Raw genomic sequence first — 22,538 nt, 5'->3', positions numbered from 1 at the left:
GCGGGACGTCGCCGGTCCATAAACTAGAACATGTTCTAGTTTAGCGTTGCCTTGTCAACGCTACTCGGCGTCGTATCCGGTAGCGAATTTCCCGCCCACTGGGTGGACGCCTGTGATAGGAGCCGGGTTCACCAGGGTGCGCATGCCGGCGGTGAGCAGGTCGGCCAGGTCGGCGTCGTCATCGGCCAGCCACTGTTCGTAGGCCGCCAGCGCCACGCCGAGGACCAGCCAGCCGGCGGTCTGGGGCAGGTGCGCGTCGGGCCGATCGCCGGTGCGCGCGGCGACGAACTCGGCGATCGCATGCCGCCATTCGGCGTACATCAGCATCGAATGAGCCTGCAGCGCGGGCACTCCGAGCAGCAGCTCCATGCGCCGGCGGTGATGCGAGACGTGCCCGGGATCGATGTGGTTGAACTCGATCAGGACCTGCAGGATCGCGTCGGCCGGCGGCTGATCGCCCGGCGCTGCCGCGAGGTGCTCGCGCATCTCGGCGATGCGTTCATCGAATTCGCCCCAGGCGATCGCATTTTTCGACGGGTAGTAGCTGAACAGCGTGCGTCGCGCGATCCCGGCCGCCGCGGCGATGTCGTCGACGCTGGTGCGCTCGAACCCGCGCTCGCTGAACAAATCGATCGCGATGTTGCTGAGCTGCGCTTTGGTGGTGCTGGGGCGGCGGCCGGGGCTGGTCACGAGGCCAACCTACCGCTATCGGGACGGGGAAATCCGGCGAACCGCTAGCATTTATGCACCGAGTGCATTTATAGTGCAGCCGTGACTCGTGTCACGTTTTATCACTGCGACGTGCGCTGTGCGTCGTACAGCTCAGAAGGAGACCGCTATGGCTGACACCCACATCGACGGGACCGATCTGGTCGAAGAGGCTCTGGTCGAGGAAGTCTCGATCGACGGCATGTGCGGGGTGTACTGATTTCTGCAGCACGTTCTGCCACGGACCCGGCCGCGTCGTTCGACGTGTCCGGGCCGTGGCGGCTCAACCCGAAAGTCGCCGTCCGGCCAGAGCCGTTCGGCGCGCTGCTCTATCACTTCGGCACCCGCAAGCTGTCGTTCCTGAAGAACCTGACGGTGCTCGAGATCGTTCGCGGCCTCGAAGCCCAGCCCACCGCCGCGGCCGCCATCGCCGCGGCCGGAGTCGACGAATCGGGTCAGGCGCCCTATCTGCGCGCGCTGGCCAGTCTCGCCGAGTCCGGGATGATCGTTCCCCGCTGATTTAGGAATCGCTTTGACCTCAACGCTTTCTCGACCGGCCCAGCCCGCCCCGGTCGGCCGCCTCGTCGACCAGTTCGAGCGGGGCCTGGACGCCCCGATCTGCCTCACCTGGGAGCTCACCTACGCCTGCAACCTCGCGTGCGTGCACTGTCTCTCGTCGTCCGGCAAGCGGGATCCCCGCGAGCTCAGCACGCAGCAGTGCAAGGCGATCATCGACGAGCTGCAGCGCATGCAGGTGTTCTACGTGAACATCGGCGGCGGCGAGCCGACGGTACGCTCGGACTTCTGGGAACTGGTCGACTACGCCACCAGCCATCAGGTGGGAGTCAAGTTCTCCACCAACGGATTACGCATCACCCCCGACGTCGCGCAGCGGCTCGCCGCGTCCGACTACGTCGACGTGCAGATCTCGCTCGACGGTGCCACCGCGGAGGTCAACGACGCGGTGCGCGGACCGGGCTCGTTCGACATGGCCGTGCGGGCCCTGGAGAACCTGCACGAGGCCGGTTTCCAGGACGCGAAGATCAGCGTCGTCGTCACCCGGGAGAACGTCTCGCAGCTGGACGAATTCAAGGCACTGGCCGATCGGTACGGAGCCACCCTGCGCATCACCCGGCTGCGCCCGTCCGGGCGCGGCGCGGACGTCTGGGACGACCTGCACCCCCTGCCGAGCCAGCAGCGCGAGCTGTACGACTGGCTCGTGGCCAACGGGAACGGCGTGCTCACCGGCGACTCGTTCTTCCACCTCTCCGCCTACGGCGAGGCCCTGCCCGGGCTCAACCTGTGCGGCGCGGGTCGCGTGGTGTGCCTGATCGACCCGGTCGGCGACGTGTACGCCTGCCCGTTCGCCATCCATGAGAACTTTCTCGCCGGAAACATCTTGTCGGACGGCGGGTTTGCCGAGATCTGGAAGAACTCCGACCTGTTCACGCAGCTGCGCGAACCGACCGGCGGCGGCGCCTGCGCCTCGTGCAACCACTACGACGCGTGCCGCGGCGGCTGCATGGCGGCGAAGTTCTTCACCGGTCTGCCGATGGACGGACCCGACCCGGAATGTGTCCAGGGCCATGGCGAGCACCTGCTGGCCGGCGAGCGCGACAAGCCGACGGCCAACAAGGACCACTCGCGCGGCATCCCGCTGACGCTGATGACCCGGGTGCCCGACTCGTGGCAGCCGCCGACGGCGGCGCCGAGCAAGGCCTGCGACGAGAACCCGCTCGCGGGGTTCACTGGCGCCAGGTGAACGACCGGCTGCGTTTGACGGAGTTCCGCATAGGACCGCACTATCGCGAAACTCCGTCAAGCCTTGCCGGATCGCCCACCTGATCACCGGCTAGCCCCAATCCAATAACCAAGCAGGAGAAGTAATCACATGGTCAACCCCTGGTTCGAGACGGTTCTTGAGGCGCAGCGACGCGCCCAGAAGCGGCTGCCGAAGTCGGTCTACGCATCGCTGGTCGCCGGCACCCAGGCCGGCATCACGGTCAACGACAACATGGAGGCCTTCAACGAACTCGGCTTCGCGCCGCACGTCGTCGGGGCCCAGCCGGAACGCAACCTCGCCACCTCGGTGATGGGGCAGGAGATCTCGTTCCCGGTGATGATCTCGCCGACCGGTGTGCAGGCCGTCGACCCGGAGGGCGAGGTCGCCGTGTCGCGGGCCGCCGCCGCGCGCGGCACCGCCATGGGACTGTCCAGCTTCGCCTCGCACGCGGTCGAGGAGGTGACCGCGGTCAACGACAAGATCTTCTTCCAGATCTATTGGCTGGGCTCGCGGGAGGACATTCTGGCCCGAGCCGAGCGTGCGCGGGCGGCGGGGGCCAAGGGCCTCATCGTCACCACCGACTGGGTGTTCAACGTCGGTCGCGACTGGGGCAGCCCGGAGATCCCGGAGAAGGTCGACGTGAAGGCGCTGCTGAAGATGGCGCCCGAGATCGCGGTGCGGCCGCGGTACGCGCTGCGGTGGTTCAACCGCGGCCACGTCAACATCCCGGACCTGACCGCGCCCAACCTGACGGCCAAGGGGGAGACCGGCCCGACCTTCTTCGGCGCCTACGGCGAGTGGATGAACACCCCGCCGCCCACCTGGGAGGACCTGCAGTGGCTGCGTGAGCAGTGGGGCGGGCCGTTCATGGTCAAGGGCATCACCCGGATCGACGACGCCAAGCGTGCGGTCGACATTGGGGCGACGGCGATTTCGGTCTCGAACCACGGTGGCAACAACCTCGACGGCACGCCCGGCACGATCCGCCTGCTCGGGCCGATCGCCGACGCCGTCGGCGGCGACGTCGAGGTGCTGCTGGACGGCGGCATCCGTCGCGGCAGTGACGTGGCCAAGGCGCTGGCCCTGGGCGCCCGCGCCGTGATGATCGGTCGCGCCTATCTGTGGGGCCTCGCGGCCAACGGGCAGGCGGGCGTCGAGAACGTCCTCGATCTGCTGCGGATGGGTCTGGACAGCGTGCTGATGGGCGTGGGACACAAGGATGTTCACGAGCTGTCGCGCGCTGACCTGATCATCCCGGACGGGTTCGAGCGGGCCTACGGCATCGACTGAAGCGGGCTCGGCGACCACGCCGAGTCCGGTCCGGTGACCGGGAAAACAGGCCTTCCGCGATAAGTAGAACGTGTTATCGTTCGGCGGAGCAATTGTTTGACGAGTGAGGGGTACCCGCATGGGTCAGTTCGATGGCAAAGTCGCCTACATCACCGGTATCGCCCGGGGCATGGGCCGCAACCACGCGGTACGGCTGGCGCAGGAGGGCGCGTCGATCATCGGTATCGACATCGCCGGACCGATCGCCGACCACACGACCTACCCGCCGTCGGCTCCCGAAGACCTCGCCGAGACGATCAAGCTGGTCGAGGAGGCCGGTGGCAAAATCCTTGCGCGGCAGGCGGATGTGCGTGATCTGAAGGCCCAGCAGGACATCGTCGACGAGGGCATTGAGCTGTTCGGCGGCTTGGATTTCGTGATCGCCAACGCCGGCGCGCTGACCTGGGGCGCTGTCCACGAGCTCTCCGAAGAGGCCTGGGACGACCTGATCAACATCAACCTGTCCGGCGCCTGGCGCACCCTCAAGGCGACGGTCCCGCACATGATCGAGGCCGGCAAGGGCGGATCCATCGTCTTGGTCAGTTCGGTCGCCGGGCTCAAGGCGATGCCGCTGCAGGCGTCGTACTCGGCGTCCAAGTACGGCGTGGTGGGTCTGGCGCAGACGGCGGCAAAGGAGTTGGGCAAGCACCGGATTCGGGTCAACACGATCCACCCGTACGGCGTGACCACCCGCATGGTGCTCGAGGACACCTCCGCCCAGGCGGTGTTCGACGGCTACCTGCCGCACTTCACCCCGATCCTCGAGGACGCGATGTCCTCGGTGGACGACATCTCCGATTCGGTGCTGTTCCTGCTCAGCGACCACGCATCGAAGATCACCGCGGCCACCTACACCATCGACGCGGGCGCCATCAAGGTGTAGCCGTAGCTGGAAACCTGACGAATACGGCCCGTTGAGGAGAATGTCTCCTCGACGGGCCGTATTCGTCAGGTTTCCAGTGGGATCCGGATCGTCGGCGCGGGCGTCCTAACAGGGTGACTGGTGTCTACCGGACGTGTGAGCTCAAACAGCGGGGACTGTCCGACGCGCACATCAGGCAGCAGGTGACGACCGGTGATCTGTTGCCGATCCGCCGCGGCTGGTATGCGCTCCGGTTGGCAGACCAGAAGACGGTCGAGGCGGTTCGTACCGGCGGCGTCTTGTCCTGTGTCTCCGCACTCGGCAAACACGGGATCTGGGTCCCGCCGGATAGCCGGGTGCATGTGCGCTTCCCTCTGGAAGACAGGCACAATCGACGGTCCTGCCGGGGCTTCGGCCGGATGCCGCCGATCGACACGGCCATCGATCCCGTGCTGGCGGCGTACTGCTGCGCGGCCCGTTGTCTCGATGATGAGGGCTTTGTCGCGGTCTCGGACTCGATTCTCAATACGACTCCGTTGGAGATCGCCGATCTTCGCTGCGCGTTGTCCGCCGCTCCGCAGCGGATCACCCGGCTGCTGGATCGGTGCGACGGCCGGGCACAGTCAGGCACGGAATCGATTGCCCGCGTGCGATTTCGGAAGGCCCGGATCAAGGTCCGAGTGCAGGTTCGGATCACCGGGATCGGAATAGTCGACCTGCTGATCGGCGAGCGGCTCATCGTCGAATGCGACAGTGTCGCGTTCCATACCGGTGCCGAGAACTATCAACGCGACCGCGACCGGGATCGCCGAGCTGCCGTCGACGGGTATATCACCATCCGGCTGACCTACAACGACATCCTGTACCGGTGGGATGCGGTACTCGCCGACATTCTGGACCTGGTCAAGCGGCGCGAGCACCGGCGGAAGCCGAGGAAACCGTGACGAATACGGCCCGTCGAGGAGTGATCTTCCTCGACGGGCCGTATGTCACATGGTTCCAGCGGAGACTCAGTCGTTCCAGACGTCCGCGACGTCGGTGGCCTCGCGGCTCGGCGCATTCGGCACGTCCGGGACGGTGCGCGAAAAACGCGGTGCCACAGCTGCTTGCATCACGCCGTCGATCTCGATGAGGTTCTGCCGGGCCTTCATGTGCGCGTCGTTCGGCGCCTCGCGGAAGTCGAGGATGGGGGTGGTGCAGGCGTCGGTGCCGTCGAAGATCGCGGTCCATTCGTCGCGGGTCTTGGTGGCGAACACCTCGGTGAACCGGGCCTTGATGTCGTCCCAGCGGGGCATGTCCAGCTGATGCGGCAGGTCGGGGTCGTTGTCCAGGCCCAGCCCCTTGAGCAGCTCGGCGTAGAACTGCGGCTCGATCGCGCCCACAGCCATGTACTTGCCGTCGGACGTCTCGTACACGTCGTAGAACGGTGCGCCGGTGTCGAGCAGGTTGGAGGCCCGCTCGTCCTTCCAGAAGCCGGTTCCGCGGAACGCCCACATCATCTGGCCGAGCACGTTGGCACCGTCAACCATTGCGGCGTCGATGATTTGGCCCTTGCCGGACTGCTGGCGCTCGATCAGCGCGGCCAGCACGCCGACCACCAGGAACATCGACCCACCGCCGAAGTCGCCGGCCAGGTTCAGCGGGGGTACCGGGCGCTCGCCCTTGCGGCCGATCGCGTGCAGCAGGCCGGTCGACGAGATGTAGTTCATGTCGTGTCCGGCGCGGTCGGCCATCGGGCCCTCCTGGCCCCAGCCGGTCATCCGGCCGTACACGAGCCGCGGGTTCACCTTCTCGGTCTCCGCGGGCCCGAAACCGAGCCGTTCCATGACTCCGGGGCGGAAACCCTCGATCAGAACATCAGCCTTGGCCAGCAGGCTGAAGATCTTTTCCTTGTCGGCCGGATCCTTCAGGTTGGCCTCGACGATCGTGCGCCCCCGCAACAGTTGGTCGGCCTTCTTGGTCGGCAGATCGCCCGGACGCTGCACCCGCACGACATCGGCACCCAAGTCAGACAACAACATTGCGGCATGGGGTCCGGGGCCGATGCCGGCGAACTCGACGACGCGGACGCCCGCGAGCGGCCCGTTCTTGCTGTTGGACATCGATTACCTCACTGGTTGAGACGAATGGCGAAGATGGTGTCAAAGTGACGCTACCCGCCGCATGTGAAGCGCGTTGTAGCGGGACGGGTCATACTTACCTGTTCGGATCGGGAGAAGCCAGAGACTGTTCGTCGGCACCCGACTAGCATGCTTGGAATGACCTCTTCCGGACTCCTCGGCATCCGCTTGTGGACCGAGCTGGACGAGCGTCACTCGACCGTCGTGGTGCCCCTCGGGGCCATCGAGCAGCACGGTCCGCATCTGCCGTTGGATACCGACATCCGCATCGCGACGGCGGTCGCCGAGGCTGCGGCGCCCCGATTCGGCGGGCTGATCGCGCCCGGGCTCAGCTACGGCGCCAGCGGCGAGCACGAGGGCTTCCCGGGGACCATCTCGCTCGGTCACGACGCGCTGACCGTGCTCCTGCTGGAGTACGGCCGCAGCGCCTGCCGATGGGCACGGCGTCTGCTGTTCGTCAACGGCCACGGCGGCAACGTGCGGACCCTGCGCGCGGCGGTCTCCAAGTTGCGCCAGGAGGGTCGCGATGTCGCATGGATCGCCTGTGCCGCACCGGATTACGATGCGCACGCGGGTCATGCCGAGACGTCGCTGCTGATGCATATCGCCCCGCTCACGGTGCGGACCGAAAATCTGAAACCGGGCAACACCACCCCGGTCGCGCAGTTGATGAAGACGATGGTGCTCGGCGGGGTCGGGGCGGTCAGCGCCAACGGCGTGCTCGGCGACCCGATGACCGCGTCCGCCGCCGCGGGCCGGGAGATGTTCGAGTCGCTGACCGACGACGTGGTCGCCGCCGTGCAGAACTGGCAGCCCGACGTTCAGGGCAGGCTGCAATGACCGAAACGACACTCGACCAGGAACAATTGCTGCCCATCGGATTTCAGGCGCAGATCGACCCGCAGTGCATCGTGTCGGCCGATCACGGCCATATCGTCGGCGGCTCGCCGACCCGGATGCTGAAGCTGTCGCCGGTGGCCCGCGAACTGGTGGGCGCCGACGGCCGGTTGGTGGTGCGGGATCGCCAGTCGGCGCTGCTGGTACGTCGGCTGCTGCGCGCCGGGGTCGCCCAGCCGCGGCCGATGTTCGGCCCTGGCGCCGAATCCGTGACCGTCGTTATTCCGGTGCGGGACAACCAGTCCGGGGTCGACCGGCTGCTGGGTCGGCTGCACGGGATGACGGTTGTCGTGGTGGATGACGGTTCGACGGTGCCGATCGAGGCGCCCGACGCGACCGTGATCCGCCACGAGGCCAGCGCCGGGCCGGCCGCCGCACGCAACGCCGGGGCGGCCATCGCGACGACCGACTTCATCGCATTCCTCGATTCGGACGTCGTGCCCGATCGGGGCTGGCTGTGGCCGCTGCTCAGTCATTTCTCGGATCCCGAGGTCGGCATGGTCGCGCCGCGCATCGTCCCGCTCGAGACCAGCGGCGGCACGGTGACCCGATACGAGGGGCTCTGCTCGTCGCTGGACATGGGCCGGCGCGAAGGTCCGGTGGTGCCGGGTACCCGGATCTCGTACGTGCCCAGCGCTGCGATCATCGTGCGGCGCAGTGCTTTTGACGGATTCGATGAGGACATGCAGGTCGCCGAGGACGTCGACCTGTGCTGGCGCCTGGTGCAGGCCGGGTGGTCGGTGCGGTACGAGCCGATCGCGGCGGTGGCGCACCAGCATCGGGCCCGGCTCGCGTCGGCGCTCAACCGGCGCCGCTACTACGGGACCGGGGCGGCCCTGCTGTCCGGCCGGCATCCGCAGGCGGGCGCACCGCTGGTGCTGACCGTGCCGATGGCGGTCGCAATGGCGGCCCTCGCGACGCGGACGCGGATCGGCGCGGCCATCGCGGTGATCATCATGCTGGCGCGTGGACAGCGCTTGCATCAGCGCGTGGGGGAGATGCCGGACGCGGTGGCGACGGCGACCCGGCTGACCGCGCAGTCGCTCGGCTTCGGTCTGGCACAGACCGCATCGGCACTGTGTCGCCACTATTGGCCCATCTCGATCGTGCTGGCCCTGTTGTCCAAGCGATTCCGGCTGATGCTGCTGATCGCGGCGGTCGCGGACGGACTGGTCGAATGGGTGCGTCGCGAACTGCTCAATCCGGAACCGGTGGAGCGCGTCGGGCTGTGGCGGTTCATGCTCCTCAAGCGCCTCGATGATCTGGCGTACGGCACCGGGCTCTGGCAGGGAGTCGCCGTCGAGCGACAGGTCACCGCGTTGAAGCCGGTGATCGGCGCCCGCGGGGCGGCGGTGGCGACGTCGACGCAGTGAGCGACCACGGCCGGCGACGACCCGGTCGAGCATCGCACGGCCCGTCGTCCGATGTGATCGTCATCGGTGCCGGAACCGCTGGATGCATTGTTGCGCAGGAGCTTTCCAACGCCGGGCGCACGGTCGCATTGTTCGACGAGGGTGCCGGTTCGGCGGTCGGCCCGCTGTCCCGGTTGCCGCTGACGGACGGTCCGCAGGTGCGCTGGTATTCGACCGGCGACGGCGGCCTGCTGCCGCGCGGACGAGGCCCGGGCGGGTCGGCCCTCATCAATGCCGGATACTTCCTGCGCTGGCATCAGGCGGACTTCGGCGGCTGGCCGTGGCCTATCGAAACCGTCGCTCGCGCATATGATTTGGTCGACGGCGGCGGTGCGGCGGGCTGGCTGCGCGCGAGCCGGGTCGCCGACGACGAGCTATCGCCGATCGCCGCCGCATTCGAGCACGCGGCCACGGCTGCCGGCCTTCCCGCGGTCGCCGGCCCGTGGTCGGACGTCGGGGTCAATCGACTGCGTCTGAACCGTCGCGGCGGCGATCGCTGGACCGCGTGGGATGCGATCGAACCGCTGCGCGATGTCGCGGTGCATGGCGGTGCCCGCGTCGATCGGATTGAGCGTGTGGGCCCGGGCTGGGCGGTGGCGACGGACTCCGCAATCTATTCGGCACCCACAGTGGTGCTGGCGGCCGGAACGTTGGGAACCGCGCGAATCTTGTTGCGGTCCAACCTGGTCGACGGACCGGAACTGGAATTCATCGAGCACCGCGAGCAGTTGGTCCGATACCATGTGCGCGGCGCGGCGCCGCCCGCGACCGCGTTGCTGCACACCGTGATCCATCTCGCCGACGGGGTCGAGCTGCGGCCCTACAACGGGGGCTTCGCGTCATACATCCCCGGCGTCGAGCCGGATGCCGCGGCCGTCGGCGTGGCATTGATGCGACCACAGAGCCGCGGCCGGCTGACCCTGGATCCGGACGGCGAGTTGCGGGTGGCGCTGCCGATTCCGACGGCCGACGATCGCCGGCGGATCGATGCCGGGGTGCGGACCGTGCGCGAGCTGCTGGCGGGGACCGAGCTGAAAGGCGTCGCGGAACCGGGCTCGGCGTCCGCGGACGAGCCGCTCGGGACCAGCCAACATGCCTGCGGCACAACTCCGTTGGGCACCGCGACCACCGACGATGGCGAGCTCCGCGACCACGCCGGGGTATTCGTGGCCGACGGATCGGTGCTACCGACGGGCGGGTCGGCGGGTCCGCATGCCACGATCGCCGCCGTGGCGGCGGTCATCGGCAATCGGTTGGCCGGATAGCCCGACCCACTGGCGAATGCGGGCCGCGTCACGTTATGGTCGTACGTATGTTCGATTCGCCTGGTGCTGCCTACGACATCATCGCTGACGACTACGCCGCTCGCTTCTCCGACGAACTCTTCGGTCGGCCGGTCGACCTCGCCCTCCTGGAGGTGTTCATCGCGCTGGTCGGCCGGCGCGGCGGAACGGTCCTCGATGTCGGATGCGGGCCGGGCACGGCGACGACGATGCTCGCCAAGGCGGCCCTCGACGTGATCGGGGTGGACGCATCGGCCGAGATGATCCGGATCGCCGAGGAGCGGCTGCCGGACATCGACTTTCGGGTCGGCGACTTTCGCGAGCTGGACCTGGCGGACGATTCGGTGGCCGGGATCTGCTCCTGGTACTCGCTCGTGCACACCGAGCCAGCCGCGCTGCCCGGTGTCATCGCCGAGTTCGCGCGCATGCTGCTTCCCGGCGGCTGGCTGCTGCTGGCCTTCCAGACCGAAGCGCCCGATCTGACGCTGGCCGAACCCTTCGGCAAGCCGGTCACACTGACGTACCTGCGCCACGACACCGACCGGGTCTCGCGCGCGCTGGGCAAGGCCGGCCTCGCCGTCGATTCGATCACCGTGCGCCAGCGCGACATCGACGCGGGGGAGACGGCGAATCAGGCGTTCGTGCTCGCGCGCAAAGCGCGCTGACCGCCGATCAGTCGCGGGCGGTCGCCGCGCGCCGGTAGCCGATCAACGCGGGAATCGTGAAGATCACCAACATCGCGCCGGCCCAGATGGCCGTCCGGATCAAGTTTTCGGTGATCGGACCACCGGCCGCCAACGAACGCATCACTTCGATCGCGCAACTCATCGGCTGGTACTTCACGACGCCCTGCAGCCAAGTGGGGAACGATTCCACCGGTGCGAAACCGGAATTGAAGAACATCATCAGGCTGCAGAACAGCGAGAGTATGGGCACCAACGGGATTCGCGACGAGTTGACCGCCAGCGCCAGCGTCATGATGGAGAACGCGGCACCGTAGAGCAGTGGCACCCCGAGGATGCCGAGAGCCGCCCACGGGCCCTGGGTGAACCGGAACCCGATGAGGAATCCGGCCGCCACCAGAACGATCGACGTCAGCAGGATGCGCAGCAATTCGGCGACGATCCGCGACGTGAGGTCGGCGCCACGATGGATCGGCATCACATAGAGCCGGGCGAGCAGACCGGTGCGTCGTTCCACGCTCAGTCGCACCGAAGTGGCCATGCCACCGAACATCGCGCCGACCAGGATCACCAGGGGCACAGTGCTGTAGGCACTGTTCTGGCCGGTGGCCTGGCCGATGGTGTCGCCCAGCACGACCTTGAACATGACCATGCTCAGGGCCGGGAAGATGATGCTCTGCCCGAGGGTGCCGGGATCGCGCAGCCATACCTTGATCTGCCGGCCCAGGAGCAGTCCGCTGTGTCGCCACCACGCGGTGATACCGCCCGCGGCTGTGTGCACCGGCTCCGGGAAGTCGGTGACGCTGGCCATGTCGTCATCGCTGAGCGGGACATCGACCAGCGCCGCCCGCGATTCGGTGTCGATGTGTTCGGAGACGGCATGCGCGAGTGCATCGCGGCCCGGATCGACGACCTCGCGCAGAGCCGGGAACATCACGGTTTCGGCGTCGTCGCCGTCGAAAGTCAGTGGAGCGTAGGTCTGCTCGCGGATCTGTTCGTCGGCCCACTGCGTGGACTGCAATGGCCGATCGGACCGTCGCCAGCTCTCCACCACCGTGCGTACCGTGCCGGCCTTGAGGCCGACCGACGGTGGCCTCTCGGCCGCGCGTGATGCGTCCGGCTCGTAGCCCGGCTCGTAATACTCGGAATCGAGGTCACGGCGATGGCGGCCACTGCGGTCGGCGGCTCGCATCCGGACCGTGTTCGAGGTCTCCCAGGCCACTATCGTTCTCGCTTCCGCTTACGCACGGCCAGGCCGACCATCAGCGAAACCAATGCGGTCAGTCCGATGGTCCAGTAGACCGGTGGGCCCATCACGGCCCAGCTGACGTGTCCCTCGTTGAATCCCCGCATGGCGCTGACGAATTGAGAGACCGGCTGATTGCGGGCGAATGGCCGGATCCAGTCCGGGAACCTCTCCTCGGGGACGAATCCGGTCGACACCATGCCGAGGATCAGCTGCGGTAGCGCCATCGTCTGGCTGGTGGCCTGCGGGCTACTACTGAGCAGCGCGAGCGCGTCGGCGCCGACCGATAGCAGCAGGCCCACGACGAGCGTCACGCCGAAGAAGCCGATGGTGCCCCACAGTCCGGCGTCGCCGGGCCGCCAGCCGATCGCAAATCCGGCGATGGTCGCCCACAGCAGCGATACCAGCAGCAGCACCACGTTGGCACCGAGTCGAGCGAGCACCGGCACCCAGCCGGGGACGGGCATCGTGCGCAATCGTGTCGAGATCCCGTGGTACTCGTCCATCGCTGCGCGCATCGCCGCTGAAGTGCCGGCGAAGCCCACTGACTGCAGACAGATGATCGGCATCAGGAACTGGGCGTAGTTCATACCCGGAGCCATGTTCATCACCGTGCGCAGGGGCAGGTAGAAGCAGATCGCCAGGAACACCGGAGAGACGATGGCGACGACGATCTCGCCGCTGCGCATCGCGGCCACGATGGATCGCTGGGTCAGTGCTCGCCACTGTTCCACCGCCGATATCGGGGGGAGTGCGTGAGCGGTGATGTCGGGAGCGGTGGTCGCCATAACCTATGCGCCCGGCGCGGACGTGGTCGATCCGGTCAGATGCAGGAACACCTCGTCGAGCGATGGCCGCCGCAGGCCCACATCGGCGAGCTCGATCCGGGCGTGGGCGAGTCGGGTGACGACCTCGACCAGCGTGGCCGAACCGTGCGGCGCCGGCACGAGGATCGCGGAGTCTTCGCTGCTGAGGCTCGGATGCAGGTCCGACAACAGGTCCATGGCCTGCCGGAACTCATTCGGGTCGAGCGGGATGACTTCGCAATACACTCCGCCCATTCGGGTCTTGAGTTGATCGGCGGTGCCCTCGGCAATGACCCTGCCTCTGTCGATCACGACGATGTTGTCGCTGAGCAGGTCGGCTTCTTCCAGGTACTGCGTCGTCAGTAGGACTGTGACGCCGAGCGTCTTGAGCTGCGAGATCAGCCGCCAGACCTCCTGGCGGCTGCGCGGGTCGAGACCGGTGGTCGGCTCGTCCAAGAAGACGACCTTCGGCTTGACGACCAGGCCGCACGCGATGTCGATGCGCCGGCGCATACCGCCGGAGTAGTTGGCGATGCGGCGGTCGGCAAATTCGCTGAGCTTGAAGGTGCGCAGCAGACCGAGGGCGCGCTCGGTGGCGTCGGTCTTGTTCAGGCCCATCAGCCGACCGAAGAGGATCAGATTCTCTTTGCCCGTGAGCGATTCGTCGAGCGCGGCGAACTGACCGGTCAGCATGATCGAGCGACGTACGGCGGCAGCGTCTTTCGTGACGTCGAAGCCGGCGACCTGAGCGCTGCCGCCGTTGGGGCGCAGCAGCGTGCACAGCATGTTGACCGTGGTCGTCTTACCCGCGCCGTTGGGGCCGAGCACGGCGAGCACTGAACCCGACGGGACGGTGAACGACACCCCGTCGACGGCCGTGAAATCGCCGAACGTCTTCCGCAATGAGTCGACGACGATGGCCGGCGGTGCGCCTGCAGTCATGGGCTCCCTGTTCGGATGGCGGGTCCTCGCGAAAGCGGAGAAACCCGGTGTGGATGGGGACATGTTTACCACGGTTGGACGGCCTGCCAGGTTAGGCTATGGGGCTGATAGGGAGGTTTCCGACCGGGCCGATCGGGGGGCCGTGTCGCACTGATCAAATTTTTCTGACGGTCTGTGTAACGTCCTGACGCGCCGTACCGACAATCGTATGGATGCAGATCGCGTCCTGTTGGCTGACCTGGGGAGTCGTTGATGACGGAAATGCCGGTCGTGGTGCTGGAGCGCGTGGTTCGACGCGACCGTGCGCGGCAGCAATCTGTCGATGGACGGATGGGTTCAGTCATTGAGGTCGATTTCCGCGAGCGCACGGTGTCTCGGCCGGCCACGGAATCGTTGCCGCAACTGCTGCGCTCTGCTGCTGCCGCCGAGGGGTCGGCAATCGCGCTGACGGTCGACGACTCCGTCGTCACCGTCGGAGAGCTCGCCGCGGCAATGGATCTGATGGCCGGCGCCGTGGCGTCGTGCGGATCGGACACCGACTCGGCACTCATGATGGCCGTGATGACCGAGGTTCCGTCGCTGTGTGCCTCCGGGCCGGACGGCATGGCAGCGGCCATGGAGCAGCTGCGCGATCGGCTCGTCGGCTGCGCGCCGTCGTCGCGCGCGAACTGATCGGTTCCGCCTGTCTGATTCGTCGGACCGCGGTGTGCCCTGGATCGCACTACACCGACACGCGGAGTTCTCATAGTTATCCTACGTAAATCAGCCGTTTGATTTGACAACCCGCCCTGACCAGCGGGATCTGGACAAATGATTCACTGTGATAAGTGTCACACGGCGAATTTGTAACGAAGGCCCTCTCCGGCTACCGGAACCGTGCTGAAGCTGCCATGCTGGCGACTGTTAGTAATGCGTCTAGTTCAGGGAGCGAACATGACGGTGATGACTCGCCAGGTCGCGCAATCCCCGATGGTTGCCATCGATGACCTGGTGGATGGTGTCGCGCGGATCGCTGAGCGCACCCCGCGGCGTATCGCGTTCCAGGTGCGTGATCAGCGCACCACGTACGGACAGCTGCGGGCTGCGATCGACGGCATGCGTCTGGTCACCCGCGGGCAGGGCATGAGCAACTCCGCCGCAGTCGTCGCCGCCGTGATGCATTGCGCGCCGTCCTTGGCGGTGTCGGGAGATCCGCGCAAGCAGGCCGAGCAGGTCGACGCCGTGATGCTGCACGTGCTTCGTGACCCGGCGGTGCAGGACGGTGTGCGGCGTCGTACCGTTCCGACCGCAACCGGCGAGCTCGACTACCGCGCGGTCGCGGCCCGGGTGGGAACCCGGCGTTCCGCGTGATCTGAAGACCTACCGAAAACACCCCGGACGAACTCGTCCGGGGTGTTTCGTTTCTGCGGGTCCTCAGGCCGGGGTCACCCAGGTGGTGATGTCCGCGTGCACGACCTCGTTGTCGTCGCGGTCGGTGATGCGAATGTTCACCACGACGTCGGTGCCGGTGGTGATCGAATCCCAGTCGATCGGCTCGGCGAAGGTGGCGACGGCGCGCAGGCTGGTGTTGGCCTTGGCCAGGTACTGGGTGTTCATCGCCTTCGGCAGCCAGCGATGGCTGCTCGGCGTGCTCGCCTCCATGAGCATGCCCATCGCCGTCTCGGCCAGGTTGCAGGCCGCGATCGCGTGGAAGGTGTGGATGTGGTTGTAGACGCCGAACCACTTGGGTGCAGTGACCTCGCAGTAGCCGGGTTCCATCTTGTTGACATACGGCAGGATGCCGGCGAAATAGGGGACCCGGGCGACCATTCCGACCGAGAACAGGGTCTTGCCGAGCTTGTTGTCGGGCAGTCGCTTGCGGAGGGCATAGGTGGGACTGACGCCGGTCGATGTGCTCATGTACGTACTCATTTCGTTCCGTGCGCACATGAGGCGCATGTGCGCTGTGTCGAATGATTCGCTCGCTGGCACGAGCTCATGTCGAGGATCTTACTCTGCGGTAAGTTCTGGTCTGCGGGCGCGGTTCGCTGCTGGATTTGGCGCAGGTGGCCGCATGCTGCATACTGTTCAGGTTGCCTTCTGGCTATCGCGCGTTCACGCGCGCTCACGCCGGGCAGCTGATCGAGGTTCCTGGCACCTCGGGCTAAGCGGAGACGAACTGGCCCGAAACGCGTAGGCGCAGAGATCGCACAAACAACAGCACGACCCCGGTTCCGCCCGTCAGGGAGAGGAATGCCCGTCGCACGATCATGTGCTGCAGGCGCGACACGCCCGACCGCGTGGACCGGAGGACGGGCACGGCTCGCAGCCCGCGGGCCACGCACAACGACAGATGAACAGCGGTGTAGCACGCACGTGAAGTGCGCAGTCGTGTGTTCGTCTGCCTGACGGCACCAGTAGTAGTACGCGATAGGGAAGAGGACACCCGTGGCGGGACAAAAGATCCGCATCAGGCTCAAGGCCTATGACCACGAGGCGATCGACGCTTCGGCGCGCAAGATCGTCGAGACGGTCACCCGTACCGGCGCCAGTGTGGTCGGGCCGGTGCCGTTGCCGACCGAGAAGAACGTCTACTGCGTCATCCGCTCGCCGCACAAGTACAAGGACTCGCGCGAGCACTTCGAGATGCGCACCCACAAGCGCCTGATCGACATCGTCGATCCGACGCCGAAGACGGTGGACGCGCTCATGCGCATCGACCTGCCGGCCAGCGTCGACGTCAACATTCAGTGACGTTCGACCCCCAGGGACGCACGCGCCACTAGCCACAGAGTTCATTAGCGGAGAAGCCAGATGACACAGCATCAAACCAAGGGCCTGCTGGGCACCAAGCTCGGCATGACCCAGGTCTTCGACGATCAGAACCGGGTCATTCCGGTCACCGTCGTCAAGACCGAACCGAACGTAATCACCCAGATCCGTACCGAGGAGACCGACGGCTACACCGCCGTTCAGGTCGCCTACGGTGCCATCGACCCGCGCAAGGTGACCAAGCCGGTCGCCGGTCAGTTCTCGAAGGCCGGCGTGACCCCGCGCCGCCACGTCGCCGAGCTGCGCGTCCCGGATGTCTCGGAGTACGAGGTGGGCCAGGAGCTCACCGCCGAGATCTTCGCCGACGGCGCGGTCGTCGATGTCACGGGCACCAGCAAGGGCAAGGGCTACGCCGGCGTCATGAAGCGCCACGGCTTCGCCGGCCTGGGTGCCAGCCACGGTGCGCACCGCGTGCACCGCGCTCCGGGTTCGATCGGTGGCTGCGCCACCCCGGGCCGCGTGTTCAAGGGCATGCGGATGGCCGGCCGGATGGGTAATGACCGGGTGACCACCCAGAATCTGAAGGTTTTCAAGGTTGACGCCGAGGCCGGACTGCTGCTCATCAAGGGCGCCGTCCCCGGTCGTAAGGGCGGCATCGTGATCGTTCGCGATGCAGTGAAAGGTGGTGGCGCACAGTGAGTGCCATTAGCGCAGACAAGAAGGCCGGGACCGCTGCCGCAGAGCGCGTGACCCGCACCGTCGACGTGAAGGTCGCCGGCGGCAAGACCGACGGCACCGTGGAGCTGCCGGGCGAGATCTTCGACGCCCCGGCCAACATCGCGTTGCTGCACCAGGTCGTCGTGGCCCAGCAGGCCGCGAAGCGACAGGGCACGCATGCCACCAAGACCCGCGGCGAGGTCCGCGGCGGTGGCCGTAAGCCCTACCGCCAGAAGGGAACCGGCCGTGCCCGTCAGGGTTCGACCCGCGCCCCGCAGTTCGCCGGCGGTGGCGTCGTCCACGGCCCGCAACCGCGTGACTACAGCCAGCGGACCCCGAAGAAGATGATCGCCGCCGCCATCCGCGGCGCTCTGTCGGACCGGGCCCGAGGCGGCCGGATCCACGTGATCACCGAACTGGTCGCCGGTCAGACGCCGTCGACCAAGTCGGCGCGCACCTTCCTCGCCGAGCTGTCGGACCGGAAGAAGTTCCTGGTCGTCGTCGGCCGTGAGGACGTCACCACGTGGAAGAGCGTGGCGAACCTGCCGCACGTGCTGCCGATCGCGCCGGATCAGATCAACACCTACGACGTGCTCGATGCCGACGAGGTCGTCTTCAGCGTCGAGGCGCTGAACGCGTTCCTGGCATCGCACACCGTCGCGACTGCAGCAGACAAGGAGGCCTGAGTTTCATGGCTACCCAGGCAGATCCGCGCGACATCATCCTCGCGCCGGTGATCTCGGAGAAGTCCTACGGACTGATCGAGGACAACGTCTACACGTTCATCGTTCACCCGGACTCGAACAAGACGCAGATCAAGATCGCCATCGAGAAGATCTTCGACGTGAAGGTCACCTCGGTGAACACCGCCAACCGGCAGGGCAAGCGCAAGCGCACCCGCACGGGCTATGGCCAGCGCAAGAGCACCAAGCGCGCGATCGTGACGCTCTCCGCCGACAGCAAGCCCATCGAGATCTTCGGAGGCCCGGTCGGCTGACCCCGACTGGATCTTCAGATAAGGACAAAGACTCATGGCTATTCGTAAGTACAAGCCGACCACCCCGGGCCGTCGTGGCTCGAGCGGATCGGACTTCGCCGAGGTCACCCGTGATCATCCGGAGAAGTCGCTGGTTCGCCCGCTGCACGGCCGCGGTGGCCGAAATGCTCACGGCCGCATCACCACCCGCCACAAGGGCGGTGGCCACAAGCGCGCCTACCGCGTGATCGACTTCCGTCGTGCCGACAAGGACGGCGTGAACGCGAAGGTCGCGCACATCGAGTACGACCCGAACCGCACCTCGCGGATCGCACTGCTGCACTTCCTGGACGGCGAGAAGCGCTACATCATCGCGCCGAAGGGCATTTCGCAGGGCGACATCATCGAGTCGGGCCCGACCGCCGACATCAAGCCGGGCAACAACCTGCCGCTGCGCAACATCCCGACCGGTACCACCGTGCACGCGGTGGAGCTGCGTCCGGGCGGCGGCGCCAAGATGGCTCGCTCGGCCGGCGCCGGCATCCAGCTGCTGGGCAAGGAGGGTCAGCACGCGACCCTGCGTATGCCGTCCGGTGAGATCCGTCGCGTCGACGTGCGCTGCCGCGCCACTGTCGGCGAGGTGGGCAACGCCGAGCAGAGCAACATCAACTGGGGCAAGGCCGGCCGTATGCGGTGGAAGGGCAAGCGCCCGACCGTCCGTGGTGTCGTGATGAACCCGGTCGACCACCCGCACGGTGGTGGCGAGGGCAAGACCTCGGGTGGTCGCCACCCGGTCAGCCCGTGGGGTCAGCCGGAGGGCCGTACCCGTAAGAACAAGGCAAGCGACAAGCTGATTGTGCGCCGTCGTCGCACCGGCAAGAACAAGCGATAAGGAGCGACCCACATGCCACGCAGCTTGAAAAAGGGCCCGTTCGTCGACGACCACCTGTTGAAGAAGGTCGACGTGCAGAACGAGAAGGGCACCAAGCAGGTCATCAAGACCTGGTCCCGGCGTTCGACCATCACCCCGGACTTCATCGGCCACACCTTCGCCGTCCACGACGGTCGCAAGCACGTGCCGGTGTTCGTCTCGGACAACATGGTCGGGCACAAGCTCGGCGAGTTCGCGCCGACCCGGACCTTCAAGGGCCACATCAAGGACGATCGGAAGGCTAAGCGGCGATGAGCGCATTCACCACCGAGAACCCCACCGCACAGGCGACTGCCAAGCACGTTCGCTGCACGCCGATGAAGGCACGTCGGGTGCTTGCGCTGATCAAGGGCAAGAACATCGACGAGGCTCTGGACATCCTGCAGTTCGCGCCGCAGGCCGCCAGCGAGCCGGTCGCCAAGGTGCTCGCCAGCGCCGTCGCGAACGCGGAGAACAACCTGAACCTGGACCGCCGCAGTCTGGTCGTGGGCACCGCCTACGCCGACGAGGGCGCCACGCTCAAGCGTTTCCAGCCGCGGGCACAGGGCCGCGCGTTCCGGATCCGCAAGCGGACCAGCCACATCACCGTGATCGTCGAGAGCCTGCCCGAGAAGGCCGCGGGCAATCGACGCAACGCTCGTAAAACTGCTAGCAAGGGAGCCTGATTCATGGGTCAGAAAATCAACCCGCATGGCTTCCGGCTCGGTATCACCACCGACTGGAAGTCCCGGTGGTACGCCGACAAGCAGTACGCGGAGTACGTGAAGGAAGACGTCGCGATCCGCAAACTGCTGTCGACGGGCCTCGAGCGCGCCGGCATCGCCAAGGTCGAGATCGAGCGCACCCGTGACCGGGTTCGCGTCGACATCCACACCGCCCGGCCGGGCATCGTCATCGGCCGCCGCGGCGCGGAGGCCGAGCGCATCCGTGGTGACCTGGAGAAGCTGACCGGTAAGCAGGTCCAGCTGAACATCCTCGAGGTCAAGAACGCCGAGTCCGAGGCTCAGCTGGTGGCGCAGGGCGTCGCCGAGCAGCTGTCGAACCGTGTGGCATTCCGTCGCGCAATGCGCAAGGCCATTCAGTCGGCCATGCGGCAGCCGAACGTCAAGGGCATCCGGGTGCAGTGCTCGGGTCGTCTGGGCGGTGCCGAGATGAGCCGGTCGGAGTTCTACCGCGAGGGTCGGGTGCCGCTGCACACCCTCCGGGCCGACATCGACTATGGATTGTACGAAGCCAAGACCACCTTCGGCCGGATCGGCGTCAAGGTGTGGATCTACAAGGGCGACATCGTCGGTGGCCGTCGTGAGGTGGCCGCCGCGGCTGCGCCGAGCGATGACCGTCGTAACCGTCGTCCGTCCCGTCCGCGTCGCAGCGGTGCCTCGGGCACCACGGCGACCAGCACCGAGGCCGGTCGCGCCGCGACCGCCACGGCTGAGGCCCCGGCTGCTGCCGAGGCTCCGGCCGCCACCACAGAGGAGAGCTAAGACATGCTGATCCCTCGCAAAGTCAAGCACCGCAAGCAGCACCACCCGAGCCTCAAGGGCACCGCATCGGGCGGCACCAAGGTCACCTTCGGTGACTACGGCATCCAGGCGCTGTCGTCGGGCTACATCACCAACCGGCAGATCGAGTCCGCTCGTATCGCCATCAACCGGCACATCAAGCGTGGCGGCAAGGTGTGGATCAACATCTTCCCGGACCGTCCGCTGACCAAGAAGCCGGCCGAAACCCGCATGGGTTCCGGTAAGGGTTCGCCCGAGTGGTGGGTCGCCCCGGTCAAGCCGGGTCGTGTGCTGTTCGAGATGAGCTACCCGAATGAGCAGACCGCTCGCGAGGCCCTGCGCCGCGCGCAGCACAAGCTGCCGATCAAGACCCGTATCGTGACCCGAGAGGAGCAGTTCTGATGGCTATCGGAATCGCCGCGTCGGAGCTGCGTGAGCTCACCGACGAAGAGCTTCTCGAGCGTCTGCGCGAGTCCAAGGAAGAGCTGTTCAACCTGCGCTTCCAGATGGCGACCGGGCAGCTGGACAACAACCGTCGGCTGCGCACCGTGCGCCGCGAGATCGCCCGTGTCTACACCGTCATGCGTGAGCGCGAGCTCGGCCTGGCCGGTGCCCCGGACGGTGACGCATGAGCAACGAGGAGAACAACGTGACCGCAGACGCTGCAGAAGAGCGCGGCCGTCGTAAGGTCCGGGTCGGCTTGGTCGTCTCGGACAAGATGCAGAAGACCATTGTCGTCGAGCTTGAGGACCGCGTGAAGCACCCCAAGTACGGCAAGATCATCCGCACCACCACCAAGGTGAAGGCGCATGACGAGCAGGAGATCGCCGGCGTCGGTGACCGCGTGCAGCTGATGGAGACCCGTCCGCTGTCGGCCACCAAGCGTTGGCGTCTGGTCGAGGTCCTGGAGAAGGCCAAGTAAGACCGGTCATCATCTGACGAAGCGGCTCAGCCCCCGTAAGGAGGCTGAGCCGCTTTTGTTCGTCCGATGGCTGGTTCCCGGTGTCCGGGAGTGCTGGTGACACAACCGCCAACGCGATACGGCCAGGGAACGGCCCCAGATAGAAACAGCGCGGCCGCAGGTCCCGGATCGGGTTCCTGCGGCCGCGCTGTATGCGTTGCTTGACTCAGGCGTCGACGAGCTGGACCAGCTGCCGTGGGTCGCGGAGACCTGAGCCGGCCGGTACGTCGGCGGGGTCGCTGCCACTGGTGAGGACGCGGTTGTCGTTGTCGACGAACACGACCTTTGGTGAGTACTCGCGGAGCTCGGACTCGTTCATGATCCCGTAGGCGATGATGATGACCAGATCGCCCGGGTGCACCAGGTGCGCCGCGGCGCCGTTGATGCCGATGACGCCGGTGCCGCGCTCGCCGGCGATGACGTAGGTCTCGAGGCGTGCGCCGTTGTTGATATCGACGATGCAGACCTGCTCGCCCTCGAGCAGATCGGCGGCATCGAGGAGGTCCGCGTCAATGGTGACAGATCCGACGTAGTGGAGATCGGCCTGCGTAACTACCGCACGGTGGATCTTCGACTTCATCATTGTTCGGAGCATGACTGTGGTGGGACCTTCCTCATATTTCCTGTGA

General features: G+C 66.6%; 30 protein-coding genes. 23 read left to right on the top strand and 7 right to left on the bottom strand.

The genetic code is table 11. The features are described from left to right. Nucleotides 1-60: 60 nt before the first annotated feature. On the bottom strand, nucleotides 61-690 hold the full coding sequence (gene mftR / locus G341_RS0104185) for a mycofactocin system transcriptional regulator (protein ID WP_018177857.1): 630 nt from the start codon (nucleotides 688-690) through the stop codon (nucleotides 61-63). A 148-nt stretch (nucleotides 691-838) separates the two neighbouring features. Here mftR and mftA point away from each other — a divergent pair, with 148 nt between their 5' ends. From mftA to G341_RS0104155, 6 genes are all read left to right on the top strand, one after another. Then, entirely contained in the window at nucleotides 839-928 is a 90-nt protein-coding gene (gene mftA, locus G341_RS20920; RefSeq protein WP_018177856.1) for a mycofactocin precursor MftA, read from the top strand. Continuing rightward, nucleotides 928-1,227, top strand: a complete 300-nt coding sequence (gene mftB / locus G341_RS0104175; protein ID WP_026303233.1) for a mycofactocin biosynthesis chaperone MftB — start codon at nucleotides 928-930, stop codon at nucleotides 1,225-1,227. Before mftA ends, mftB begins: the two co-directional genes overlap by 1 nt. Nucleotides 1,228-1,240: 13 nt before the next feature. Continuing rightward, nucleotides 1,241-2,470 (top strand): mycofactocin radical SAM maturase, encoded by a 1,230-nt coding sequence (mftC, locus tag G341_RS0104170; protein ID WP_018177854.1) that lies wholly within the window; start codon nucleotides 1,241-1,243, stop codon nucleotides 2,468-2,470. 129 nt (nucleotides 2,471-2,599) lie between these two features. Further along, a complete protein-coding gene (gene mftD / locus G341_RS0104165; protein WP_018177853.1) occupies nucleotides 2,600-3,781 on the top strand; it encodes a pre-mycofactocin synthase MftD in 1,182 nt (393 codons plus the stop codon). 118 nt (nucleotides 3,782-3,899) lie between these two features. Further along, nucleotides 3,900-4,703, top strand: coding sequence for a mycofactocin-coupled SDR family oxidoreductase (locus tag G341_RS0104160; RefSeq protein WP_018177852.1), 804 nt, complete (start codon nucleotides 3,900-3,902; stop codon nucleotides 4,701-4,703). A 113-nt stretch (nucleotides 4,704-4,816) separates the two neighbouring features. Next, nucleotides 4,817-5,626 (top strand): endonuclease domain-containing protein, encoded by an 810-nt coding sequence (locus tag G341_RS0104155; RefSeq protein WP_018177851.1) that lies wholly within the window; start codon nucleotides 4,817-4,819, stop codon nucleotides 5,624-5,626. Nucleotides 5,627-5,692: 66 nt separating this feature from the next. Here the strand turns inward: G341_RS0104155 and G341_RS0104150 are convergent, their stop codons facing one another. Further along, complete coding sequence (locus tag G341_RS0104150; protein ID WP_018177850.1) at nucleotides 5,693-6,784, bottom strand: CaiB/BaiF CoA transferase family protein; 1,092 nt, start codon at nucleotides 6,782-6,784, stop codon at nucleotides 5,693-5,695. A 156-nt stretch (nucleotides 6,785-6,940) separates the two neighbouring features. Between G341_RS0104150 and mftE the strand changes: the two genes are divergently transcribed. The 4 genes from mftE to G341_RS0104130 are packed head-to-tail and all read left to right on the top strand — an operon-like array spanning nucleotide 6,941 to nucleotide 11,059. Beyond that, on the top strand, nucleotides 6,941-7,642 hold the full coding sequence (gene mftE, locus G341_RS0104145; protein ID WP_018177849.1) for a mycofactocin biosynthesis peptidyl-dipeptidase MftE: 702 nt from the start codon (nucleotides 6,941-6,943) through the stop codon (nucleotides 7,640-7,642). Beyond that, nucleotides 7,639-9,072 (top strand): mycofactocin biosynthesis glycosyltransferase MftF, encoded by a 1,434-nt coding sequence (gene mftF, locus G341_RS0104140; RefSeq protein WP_018177848.1) that lies wholly within the window; start codon nucleotides 7,639-7,641, stop codon nucleotides 9,070-9,072. Before mftE ends, mftF begins: the two co-directional genes overlap by 4 nt. After that, nucleotides 9,069-10,376, top strand: coding sequence for a mycofactocin system GMC family oxidoreductase MftG (gene mftG, locus G341_RS0104135; RefSeq protein ID WP_018177847.1), 1,308 nt, complete (start codon nucleotides 9,069-9,071; stop codon nucleotides 10,374-10,376). The genes mftF and mftG overlap by 4 nt, the downstream gene beginning before the upstream one ends. Before the next feature lie 47 nt (nucleotides 10,377-10,423). Next, the gene (locus G341_RS0104130; protein ID WP_018177846.1) at nucleotides 10,424-11,059 is read left to right on the top strand and encodes a class I SAM-dependent DNA methyltransferase; all 636 of its coding nucleotides are present in this window, start codon (nucleotides 10,424-10,426) and stop codon (nucleotides 11,057-11,059) included. Between the two features lie 7 nt (nucleotides 11,060-11,066). On the opposite strand, the gene G341_RS20915 is transcribed toward G341_RS0104130, so the two are convergent. The 3 genes from G341_RS20915 to G341_RS0104115 all read right to left on the bottom strand — a co-directional run bounded on the left by G341_RS20915 (nucleotide 11,067) and on the right by G341_RS0104115 (nucleotide 14,071). Further along, nucleotides 11,067-11,888, bottom strand: coding sequence for an ABC transporter permease (locus tag G341_RS20915; protein WP_051092640.1), 822 nt, complete (start codon nucleotides 11,886-11,888; stop codon nucleotides 11,067-11,069). A 410-nt stretch (nucleotides 11,889-12,298) separates the two neighbouring features. Continuing rightward, nucleotides 12,299-13,111, bottom strand: a complete 813-nt coding sequence (locus G341_RS0104120; RefSeq protein ID WP_018177844.1) for an ABC transporter permease — start codon at nucleotides 13,109-13,111, stop codon at nucleotides 12,299-12,301. A gap of 3 nt (nucleotides 13,112-13,114) precedes the next feature. Next, the gene (locus tag G341_RS0104115; RefSeq protein ID WP_018177843.1) at nucleotides 13,115-14,071 is read right to left on the bottom strand and encodes a daunorubicin resistance protein DrrA family ABC transporter ATP-binding protein; all 957 of its coding nucleotides are present in this window, start codon (nucleotides 14,069-14,071) and stop codon (nucleotides 13,115-13,117) included. Between the two features lie 252 nt (nucleotides 14,072-14,323). On the opposite strand from G341_RS0104115, the gene G341_RS0104110 reads away from it, so the two are divergent. Further along, nucleotides 14,324-14,743: a hypothetical protein gene (locus tag G341_RS0104110; protein ID WP_155826762.1), complete on the top strand. Its 420-nt coding sequence runs from the start codon at nucleotides 14,324-14,326 to the stop codon at nucleotides 14,741-14,743. Nucleotides 14,744-15,004: 261 nt separating this feature from the next. Next, nucleotides 15,005-15,421, top strand: coding sequence for a hypothetical protein (locus G341_RS22895; RefSeq protein ID WP_018177841.1), 417 nt, complete (start codon nucleotides 15,005-15,007; stop codon nucleotides 15,419-15,421). A 63-nt stretch (nucleotides 15,422-15,484) separates the two neighbouring features. Here the strand turns inward: G341_RS22895 and G341_RS0104100 are convergent, their stop codons facing one another. Further along, nucleotides 15,485-15,970, bottom strand: a complete 486-nt coding sequence (locus G341_RS0104100; protein WP_018177840.1) for a hotdog fold domain-containing protein — start codon at nucleotides 15,968-15,970, stop codon at nucleotides 15,485-15,487. Between the two features lie 528 nt (nucleotides 15,971-16,498). Between G341_RS0104100 and rpsJ the strand changes: the two genes are divergently transcribed. The 11 genes from rpsJ to rpsQ are packed head-to-tail and all read left to right on the top strand — an operon-like array spanning nucleotide 16,499 to nucleotide 21,870. Continuing rightward, the gene (rpsJ, locus tag G341_RS0104095; RefSeq protein ID WP_018177839.1) at nucleotides 16,499-16,804 is read left to right on the top strand and encodes a 30S ribosomal protein S10; all 306 of its coding nucleotides are present in this window, start codon (nucleotides 16,499-16,501) and stop codon (nucleotides 16,802-16,804) included. A 60-nt stretch (nucleotides 16,805-16,864) separates the two neighbouring features. Further along, a complete protein-coding gene (gene rplC, locus G341_RS0104090) occupies nucleotides 16,865-17,521 on the top strand; it encodes a 50S ribosomal protein L3 (RefSeq protein WP_018177838.1) in 657 nt (218 codons plus the stop codon). Then, nucleotides 17,518-18,225: a 50S ribosomal protein L4 gene (gene rplD, locus G341_RS0104085; RefSeq protein ID WP_018177837.1), complete on the top strand. Its 708-nt coding sequence runs from the start codon at nucleotides 17,518-17,520 to the stop codon at nucleotides 18,223-18,225. Before rplC ends, rplD begins: the two co-directional genes overlap by 4 nt. A 5-nt stretch (nucleotides 18,226-18,230) precedes the next feature. Continuing rightward, nucleotides 18,231-18,536, top strand: coding sequence for a 50S ribosomal protein L23 (gene rplW / locus G341_RS0104080; protein ID WP_018177836.1), 306 nt, complete (start codon nucleotides 18,231-18,233; stop codon nucleotides 18,534-18,536). Nucleotides 18,537-18,570: 34 nt separating this feature from the next. Next, nucleotides 18,571-19,407: a 50S ribosomal protein L2 gene (rplB, locus tag G341_RS0104075; protein ID WP_018177835.1), complete on the top strand. Its 837-nt coding sequence runs from the start codon at nucleotides 18,571-18,573 to the stop codon at nucleotides 19,405-19,407. A 12-nt stretch (nucleotides 19,408-19,419) separates the two neighbouring features. Then, entirely contained in the window at nucleotides 19,420-19,701 is a 282-nt protein-coding gene (rpsS, locus tag G341_RS0104070; protein WP_018177834.1) for a 30S ribosomal protein S19, read from the top strand. Beyond that, on the top strand, nucleotides 19,698-20,111 hold the full coding sequence (gene rplV, locus G341_RS0104065; RefSeq protein WP_018177833.1) for a 50S ribosomal protein L22: 414 nt from the start codon (nucleotides 19,698-19,700) through the stop codon (nucleotides 20,109-20,111). The genes rpsS and rplV overlap by 4 nt, the downstream gene beginning before the upstream one ends. A 3-nt stretch (nucleotides 20,112-20,114) precedes the next feature. Next, a complete protein-coding gene (rpsC, locus tag G341_RS0104060) occupies nucleotides 20,115-20,930 on the top strand; it encodes a 30S ribosomal protein S3 (RefSeq protein WP_018177832.1) in 816 nt (271 codons plus the stop codon). A 3-nt stretch (nucleotides 20,931-20,933) separates the two neighbouring features. Next, nucleotides 20,934-21,350 carry a 50S ribosomal protein L16 gene (gene rplP / locus G341_RS0104055; protein WP_018177831.1) on the top strand — a complete coding sequence of 139 codons (417 nt, stop codon included), beginning with the start codon at nucleotides 20,934-20,936 and terminating at the stop codon, nucleotides 21,348-21,350. Continuing rightward, nucleotides 21,350-21,580, top strand: a complete 231-nt coding sequence (gene rpmC, locus G341_RS0104050) for a 50S ribosomal protein L29 (RefSeq protein WP_018177830.1) — start codon at nucleotides 21,350-21,352, stop codon at nucleotides 21,578-21,580. The genes rplP and rpmC overlap by 1 nt, the downstream gene beginning before the upstream one ends. After that, the gene (gene rpsQ / locus G341_RS0104045; protein ID WP_018177829.1) at nucleotides 21,577-21,870 is read left to right on the top strand and encodes a 30S ribosomal protein S17; all 294 of its coding nucleotides are present in this window, start codon (nucleotides 21,577-21,579) and stop codon (nucleotides 21,868-21,870) included. Before rpmC ends, rpsQ begins: the two co-directional genes overlap by 4 nt. Before the next feature lie 205 nt (nucleotides 21,871-22,075). On the opposite strand, the gene panD is transcribed toward rpsQ, so the two are convergent. Then, nucleotides 22,076-22,504 (bottom strand): aspartate 1-decarboxylase, encoded by a 429-nt coding sequence (gene panD, locus G341_RS0104040; protein WP_026303227.1) that lies wholly within the window; start codon nucleotides 22,502-22,504, stop codon nucleotides 22,076-22,078. Nucleotides 22,505-22,538: the final 34 nt, after the last annotated feature.

The organism is Jongsikchunia kroppenstedtii DSM 45133, from assembly GCF_000380485.1.
Lineage (GTDB): Bacteria > Actinomycetota > Actinomycetes > Mycobacteriales > Mycobacteriaceae > Jongsikchunia > Jongsikchunia kroppenstedtii.
The sequence above is the reverse complement of the archived record's forward strand: the minus strand, read 5'-3'. Positions and strand labels throughout refer to the sequence as shown.

Excerpts from the sequence above, each read along its gene's own strand:
- G341_RS0104120 (WP_018177844.1), bottom strand. The coding sequence starts at position 13,111 with ATGGCGACCACCGCTCCCGACATCACCGCTCACGCACTCCCCCCGATA.
- G341_RS20915 (WP_051092640.1), bottom strand. The coding sequence starts at position 11,888 with ATGGCCAGCGTCACCGACTTCCCGGAGCCGGTGCACACAGCCGCGGGC.
- rpsC (WP_018177832.1), top strand. The coding sequence starts at position 20,115 with ATGGGTCAGAAAATCAACCCGCATGGCTTCCGGCTCGGTATCACCACC.
- G341_RS0104160 (WP_018177852.1), top strand. The coding sequence starts at position 3,900 with ATGGGTCAGTTCGATGGCAAAGTCGCCTACATCACCGGTATCGCCCGG.
- G341_RS0104100 (WP_018177840.1), bottom strand. The coding sequence starts at position 15,970 with ATGAGCACATCGACCGGCGTCAGTCCCACCTATGCCCTCCGCAAGCGA.
- mftD (WP_018177853.1), top strand. The coding sequence starts at position 2,600 with ATGGTCAACCCCTGGTTCGAGACGGTTCTTGAGGCGCAGCGACGCGCC.
- G341_RS0104130 (WP_018177846.1), top strand. The coding sequence starts at position 10,424 with ATGTTCGATTCGCCTGGTGCTGCCTACGACATCATCGCTGACGACTAC.
- rpsQ (WP_018177829.1), top strand. The coding sequence starts at position 21,577 with ATGAGCAACGAGGAGAACAACGTGACCGCAGACGCTGCAGAAGAGCGC.
- mftA (WP_018177856.1), top strand. The coding sequence starts at position 839 with ATGGCTGACACCCACATCGACGGGACCGATCTGGTCGAAGAGGCTCTG.
- panD (WP_026303227.1), bottom strand. The coding sequence starts at position 22,504 with ATGCTCCGAACAATGATGAAGTCGAAGATCCACCGTGCGGTAGTTACG.
- rplW (WP_018177836.1), top strand. The coding sequence starts at position 18,231 with ATGGCTACCCAGGCAGATCCGCGCGACATCATCCTCGCGCCGGTGATC.
- G341_RS22895 (WP_018177841.1), top strand. The coding sequence starts at position 15,005 with ATGACGGTGATGACTCGCCAGGTCGCGCAATCCCCGATGGTTGCCATC.
- rplV (WP_018177833.1), top strand. The coding sequence starts at position 19,698 with ATGAGCGCATTCACCACCGAGAACCCCACCGCACAGGCGACTGCCAAG.
- rplP (WP_018177831.1), top strand. The coding sequence starts at position 20,934 with ATGCTGATCCCTCGCAAAGTCAAGCACCGCAAGCAGCACCACCCGAGC.
- mftE (WP_018177849.1), top strand. The coding sequence starts at position 6,941 with ATGACCTCTTCCGGACTCCTCGGCATCCGCTTGTGGACCGAGCTGGAC.
- rplB (WP_018177835.1), top strand. The coding sequence starts at position 18,571 with ATGGCTATTCGTAAGTACAAGCCGACCACCCCGGGCCGTCGTGGCTCG.
- rpmC (WP_018177830.1), top strand. The coding sequence starts at position 21,350 with ATGGCTATCGGAATCGCCGCGTCGGAGCTGCGTGAGCTCACCGACGAA.
- rpsS (WP_018177834.1), top strand. The coding sequence starts at position 19,420 with ATGCCACGCAGCTTGAAAAAGGGCCCGTTCGTCGACGACCACCTGTTG.
- G341_RS0104115 (WP_018177843.1), bottom strand. The coding sequence starts at position 14,071 with ATGACTGCAGGCGCACCGCCGGCCATCGTCGTCGACTCATTGCGGAAG.
- G341_RS0104150 (WP_018177850.1), bottom strand. The coding sequence starts at position 6,784 with ATGTCCAACAGCAAGAACGGGCCGCTCGCGGGCGTCCGCGTCGTCGAG.
- mftF (WP_018177848.1), top strand. The coding sequence starts at position 7,639 with ATGACCGAAACGACACTCGACCAGGAACAATTGCTGCCCATCGGATTT.
- rplC (WP_018177838.1), top strand. The coding sequence starts at position 16,865 with ATGACACAGCATCAAACCAAGGGCCTGCTGGGCACCAAGCTCGGCATG.
- G341_RS0104110 (WP_155826762.1), top strand. The coding sequence starts at position 14,324 with ATGACGGAAATGCCGGTCGTGGTGCTGGAGCGCGTGGTTCGACGCGAC.